General features: G+C 49.5%; 6 protein-coding genes. All 6 read left to right on the top strand.

Features of this window, described 5'->3' with window-relative positions; translation table 11 throughout:
• On the top strand, positions 1–262 hold a 262-nt coding region (locus PsAD5_RS28175; protein WP_206599735.1), incomplete at its 5' end, for a hypothetical protein.
• 12 nt (positions 263–274) lie between these two features.
• Complete coding sequence (locus PsAD5_RS14255) at positions 275–1,132, top strand: hypothetical protein (protein WP_063292609.1); 858 nt, start codon at positions 275–277, stop codon at positions 1,130–1,132.
• Positions 1,132–1,701, top strand: coding sequence for a hypothetical protein (locus PsAD5_RS14250; protein WP_063292608.1), 570 nt, complete (start codon positions 1,132–1,134; stop codon positions 1,699–1,701). The genes PsAD5_RS14255 and PsAD5_RS14250 overlap by 1 nt, the downstream gene beginning before the upstream one ends.
• A 3-nt stretch (positions 1,702–1,704) precedes the next feature.
• Entirely contained in the window at positions 1,705–2,085 is a 381-nt protein-coding gene (locus tag PsAD5_RS14245) for a DUF6950 family protein (RefSeq protein WP_063292607.1), read from the top strand.
• A 1-nt stretch (position 2,086) separates the two neighbouring features.
• Positions 2,087–4,117 (top strand): hypothetical protein, encoded by a 2,031-nt coding sequence (locus PsAD5_RS14240; RefSeq protein WP_063292606.1) that lies wholly within the window; start codon positions 2,087–2,089, stop codon positions 4,115–4,117.
• Between the two features lie 67 nt (positions 4,118–4,184).
• Positions 4,185–5,024, top strand: coding sequence for a hypothetical protein (locus tag PsAD5_RS14235; RefSeq protein ID WP_063292605.1), 840 nt, complete (start codon positions 4,185–4,187; stop codon positions 5,022–5,024).
• Positions 5,025–5,092 lie beyond the last annotated feature (68 nt).

The raw sequence follows: 5,092 nt of genomic DNA, 5'->3' as shown, positions 1-5,092 counted from the left end.
TTCTCAGCTGCAGCGCTGGCGGTCCGTGTGTTGTGCCCCATTGTTCACTCCTAATCTCATGATCATGAGCCAAAACACTCCCTTATTCAAATTAACCGATCTGTCCATAAGGCTTCGATGGGGAACATTTGATGCTAAAGTTGTATCCATTGCAGATCAGCGCGTTGCTACTGGTGCTCCTAAATATGCAGCAGCAGCGGTTAAGCAAGCTAACAAGGGCTTGCCGGGGCGTGTTGCAGAAATGAACAGGCGCTCGTTTTAGGGTAATCCAAACATGGTTGAAATTGTTGATTGGCCTGAGGTGTTGCAGCCTGAGGATGTTTCGTTGTGGCAAGAAACCAAAACACGCCAGAGGGTTGAGGCGACAACAGGTCTTTCAAAGCCTGCTGGTATTGTTTCGGTTCAAACAAAACTCTCCATGTCTGGTATCCCTCAACACACAGTGGAGCAGGTTAGGGCGGCTCGCGCCCTAACCGCAAATATGAAAGGCGGTGCGACCCTTGTGCGCATCAAGTTGCCTGACCCTAATGGCGCAAGAGGGAAGAATACCGACGAGTATCAGCGATATCGTATCGCATACGAACGAGGGCTGAAGGAATGGCGGGCCGAATGGAATAGGCGGCATTTAGAAGTCTATAATGAGTATGTCAGAGTGTGCGGCGTTGTCGATCGCCAGATTGTGCAATACCCGTTCGGGTTGCCGTTTGATGATGGTACGTATTTTGATGATGGCTACGGGTTTGCGCATGAATACCCAGACGCCCCCAAGAGATCCGAAACCGAGCCCGACATAAAAGACTTTGTGCCTGAGTTCTCGGTGCCAAAATTTGAAGTGTTGCTGTCAACCGCAGGTCGCGGCGATACAGCGCTGCACATTGACACATCTACAGAACTCATTGGCTGCTTTATCGAGCTGGATGGCTTTGTCTACATGGTGGGCGAACAAGACGGGCAAACAGTTGGGGTCTGGCCTCCTGTAAGGCGAGCGGTCGCGAATAGTGCCCCAGTAATCCTTGAACCTGAATTCATCGGCTTTATGGATGGCAAGGGGATAGGGACCGAAGCTCTTAAACTTGGTCGCATCGGCTCAACATCTATTTCTTTCACTGAAGATCTATCAAGGCTTATGTAATGATATTCACGTCTGATGAGCTACGCCAGATCAGAACAGGCGATATAAATGCGACGCTGCTTTGTGAGGCTCAGTTTAAATCTGAAACGATGTTGTTGCACAACGGTACTGGCATCCTTTTAAGCGCTGATGGAAGAGAGTGGCAGGGTATCGGAGGGCAAGCCTCTTTCGAGGGGCTTCAGCCTAGCACAATGAACGAAGCGAGAAGCAGCACGGTAACTCTGAATACTCAAGAGCAAATCTTTTTGGATGCATTTGCAAATCAAGTGACAGAGGTCAAAGGCCGTAAGTGCCTCTTCTATCTTCAAGCCTATAACGCTCAGCTACAGCCTATTGGCCCACTGCATCAGACCTACGCAGGCATTGGTGATTTTATGCGCATGTCTATAGAGCAGGGCGGCGGGCGCGTGCTGTCTCTGGCTATGGAAGATAGAGGCGCAGCAAGACGCAAAAACGCACATTCCCGAATAACGCAAAGCGACCAGAATAAACGCGATCCCGGATCTACCGGATTTGCGCAAGTCAACGCGTTCAAGGAATGGACCATCAATCTATACGACGCTGGATAGGCCATGGAAGACAAACTCGGCAAATTTCTCTCCACCCAGGTTTCGGTAGAATTTGAGTGGGGTCAATCAGATTGTCTGCAATTCCTCGGTTTGTGGGACAGATTTTCAACTGGACGTGAGCGAACACAATACCTCGCTGGTATCTGTTCGACTGAACAAGAAGCACTTGATTACCTTGCCAGCGCAGGTGGTGAGCTTGCGCTGCTAACTAAGCTTTTCGGTGCTAAGCATAACGGCGAAGCACAACGCGGTGATATCGGCTTAATTCCAACACCAAAAGGGTTACTTGGGGGCATTTACACTGGACGTCTTTGGGTGTCCAGATTTCCCGGACGCGGCCTTTCGTATGTAAAAACAAAAGCAGATCATATATGGAGGCTTTGATATGCCGAGCATCGTTGCTGCTACAATTGTGGCCGCTGTTGGCATTACTGGCACTGCCGCCGCTATTGCAACTGCTGTTATTGCAACAGCGATTACAGTCGGCGCAAGCTATCTTCTCAATACTCTTCTAGCTCCTAAGCCCCCACGCTCCAAGCCTCAGGATATTCAGGCAAATATCCGCAATGAAGCTATTGAGCGTAGGCGGGTTCATGGTGGCGCTAAAATGGGCTCTGCAACGGTCTTTGCTGGGTCAAATGGTGATTACAGGTATTTTGTTCATTACATCTGCGAGGGGCCAATTCGATTTGATAAGTTTTTTTTGGATGAGGAAGAGTTTACTCTTAACTCCGAAGGGCTAGTCACAAAAGGGCGGCTGAAGGATAAAATCCAACTTCTGACGATGGACGGAACGCAAGGGCCTAATGAGAGATATCATCAAGTAATCAACTCGTTCCCAGAATTAGAAGAAGATGGCCCATTTCGTCACCTTGGCTGCGCTATGGTACTTATGCGCCTTAAGCAGGTGTCCTACGAGAGCACATCTAAGGTTTATCCGGCTGGCGTCCCCAAGCTTGAAGTGCTGGTTACACGCCTTGATGTTTATAACCCACGCGATGGGCAGCGGAAAAAAACAGACAACCCCGGCTTATGCGCCCTTGATGAACTCTCATCAATTGAAGGAGTTGCACCTGACAACCATGAGGTTTTCGATCTGGAAAGCTTCAAGATGTTTGCGGACTATTGCGATGAACCGGTGCCTTTAAAAGCGGGCAGCACAGAAAAAAGATGGCGCACACGGGGCGTGGTGACCATGGGGCAAGACTATGCTGACCGCATTGGGCAGATTCTTGAGTGCTGCAATGGAGAAATCTTTCAGAATGGGCGTGGACAGTGGGCTATCCGTAAAAAAATCAGCTCTCACCCCTCATTTGTGATTGATGAGGTTCAAGGCGACTTGTTCGGCCTGTCGATTGAGGGTGGGCGTAAGGATCTTGGTAAATACAACACCGTCAAGATCAGCTACACCAACGAAGAGCATCAGGAAGATGAAGCGTCATGGGCCAGTGCTGCAGCACTGGCAGATGATGGGCGTGAGCTGGTAGCAAATCGCCAGATGTACCTTATTCCATCGGCAACGCAGGCAATGCGGGTTGCTAAAATGGAATTTTATGGTGGCAACCCTGTTCTCTCTGGTGAGTTCAGAACTGGAATGCAGGCTCTTCAGCTTCTTAGCTCCAACACCTACGAGCTAAAGACGGAGCTAGGCCTTGCTGGAGTAGCTGTTTCCGAAAAGCCATTCGAGTACGATGATGATACGGGATTGAATCGGGTTGAGTTCAAGGTCATCTCTCAAAATGCAACGATCTGGAACCCAGATGAGGACGAGCAGTATACACCGGTCACGATTTTGGATGTGCCCCGCGGTGCAAGTGACATACCTCTCGATATAGTGGCAACGGTAAGAGATACGGGCGGTCTTAGATCTATCGATATCGTGTGGAGTGCGTCAGACGGGTCGGAAATACCAGAGAGATACACGCATGACGTTGATATTAGCTTTGACGTTGGTGAAACGTGGATTTTGGTAAAGGATGACACCCAAGAAAGGGTGGCGACCTATAGCCCAGCCCCAGCGGGATCTGAGGCAATCGTCAGAGTTCGGAATTTCGTCCCATCTGTCCAGTTTGACTACCAGTTTCTCAACGGAGTCGAGGTGCCAAACGTTTCCGCGCCTGAGGCGCCGGGTAACTTCTCTGCCATCGAGGGGGAGGGCGTTGTCGATCTGTCGTGGACCAACGCCAACTCAGCAAATCATTCCGGCGTCAGGATTTACCGAGCAACAGTCGATGACTTTGCTCAGGCGCTAGTTATTCGCGAGGACTTCTCAGCGTCGGGGTTAGATCGAACTTACACGGACATAGTCGTAGCAGGCAAATACTATTACTGGGCAACTGGCTTTTATCAAAACGGAAGCGCGGTAGCTGAAAGCGGCGAAGTTGCAGCCAGCGAAAACCCTGTGAGCGTGACTTAACCAGCACAAATCCAATACAATTTAACTGTTACGGCCAGCATTAGTTGGCCTGTTTGAGGATATAAAGATGCCAAAGCATCCTAGCGAAATATGGACACCTGGAAAGCAGGTTTCTAAAAAAGACACTGTTGAGTTGATTGATGATCTGAACTCTGTGTTCTTTGATGAAATTACAGATGTGGGGGGAAAAGAAATTCCCGCCAGTATTAAGTATATTATAGTGGCAGGTAATCACTTTAAAAGACTAGATGAAGAGCCAGAAGGTTTGAGTGTGCAGTCCTTAGATGGTACGTGGTGGGGCCTTCATCATCATTTCCATGGTGTCATGGCGTCCGGTGCCGTTGGTAACGGCTTAGCTGATGACACGGCAGCGTTTCAAAATGCAGTAAGTGTGTCGGGGGAGGCTCAAGTCCCTTATGGGCGCGAGTTTCTGATTGACCCTCTTAAGTTTGATATCCGTAAAGCTTCAGGCTCTGGAAACCTCAAACTTACGACTGGTATGCATATTGCAGCAGAAAGCATTATGGATCGCGGGCCGATTGCTCAGCGCTACATAATGGAGTTCAAAAATACCAACTCGAAAAATGTCACTCAAGCTTTGGCAATGTATTCGGGTAAGCTGTACCGATCCCAGCAAGGATCTATCGCGAATGGCAGTAGTTTCGATTATGAAAGTACAGTGCTGGTTTCGGAGTATGATTTCCCGGATGCCCCTCATAGCAGGGCCGATATTGACTATGCCAGCGATTCCGGCGCCATAACTGAAAATTATCAGGTGGAGATAAAAGGGCTAGGCCACGGGGATGGTATCGCGTTCCTCAAAGAAGGGGAAACTGTGTGGTTATATGGTGTGCGTCCGGCGAACCCGACCTACAAAACGGAAATAGGCCCTGTTACGCTGGCTTAGCAGCGTAACACCACGGCATGAGATCGTTGAGGCGGGTGATCTTGTGATCAGCGATTTGAGCCAGAACC

Origin of the sequence: Pseudovibrio sp. Ad5 (assembly GCF_001623095.1) — a bacterium.
Classification (GTDB): Bacteria; Pseudomonadota; Alphaproteobacteria; order Rhizobiales; family Stappiaceae; genus Pseudovibrio.
This window is presented reverse-complemented; position numbering and strand designations above follow the sequence as displayed.

Excerpts from the sequence above, each read along its gene's own strand:
- PsAD5_RS14240 (WP_063292606.1), top strand. The coding sequence starts at position 2,087 with ATGCCGAGCATCGTTGCTGCTACAATTGTGGCCGCTGTTGGCATTACT.
- PsAD5_RS14245 (WP_063292607.1), top strand. The coding sequence starts at position 1,705 with ATGGAAGACAAACTCGGCAAATTTCTCTCCACCCAGGTTTCGGTAGAA.
- PsAD5_RS14255 (WP_063292609.1), top strand. The coding sequence starts at position 275 with ATGGTTGAAATTGTTGATTGGCCTGAGGTGTTGCAGCCTGAGGATGTT.
- PsAD5_RS14250 (WP_063292608.1), top strand. The coding sequence starts at position 1,132 with ATGATATTCACGTCTGATGAGCTACGCCAGATCAGAACAGGCGATATA.
- PsAD5_RS14235 (WP_063292605.1), top strand. The coding sequence starts at position 4,185 with ATGCCAAAGCATCCTAGCGAAATATGGACACCTGGAAAGCAGGTTTCT.